The sequence below is a fragment of the Pseudomonas sp. FSL R10-1339 genome, assembly GCF_009600545.1.
Taxonomy (GTDB): domain Bacteria; phylum Pseudomonadota; class Gammaproteobacteria; order Pseudomonadales; family Pseudomonadaceae; genus Aquipseudomonas; species Aquipseudomonas bubulae.
In genome coordinates this window covers 1-295 of record NZ_WIVQ01000304.1, presented here as the reverse complement: position 1 = coordinate 295, position 295 = coordinate 1, and the positions used below count along the sequence as shown (strand labels likewise).

General features: G+C 54.6%; 1 pseudogene. It reads left to right on the top strand.

Annotated features, from left to right (window positions below):
* A pseudogene (locus GHO03_RS24875) lies at positions 1–295 on the top strand (copper oxidase); the annotation flags it as partial.

The following is a 295-nucleotide window of genomic DNA, read 5'->3' as shown; positions in this document are numbered from 1 at the left end:
ACAGTCCGGGGTCTATGGGGCTTTGGTGATCGATGCCAAAGATCCGGAGCCGTTTGTATATGACCGTGATTACGTCGTCATGCTCAGCGATTGGACGGATGAAGACCCGGCGCAGGTGCTCTCCAAACTCAAGAAGCAATCTGACTACTACAACTTCCACAAGCGCACAATTGGCGACTTCGTTGACGATGTGAGCGAGAAAGGCTGGTCGGCCGCTGTAGCGGATCGGAAGATGTGGGCTGAAATGAAGATGAGCCCCACCGACCTCGCTGATGTGAGCGGGTATACCTACACC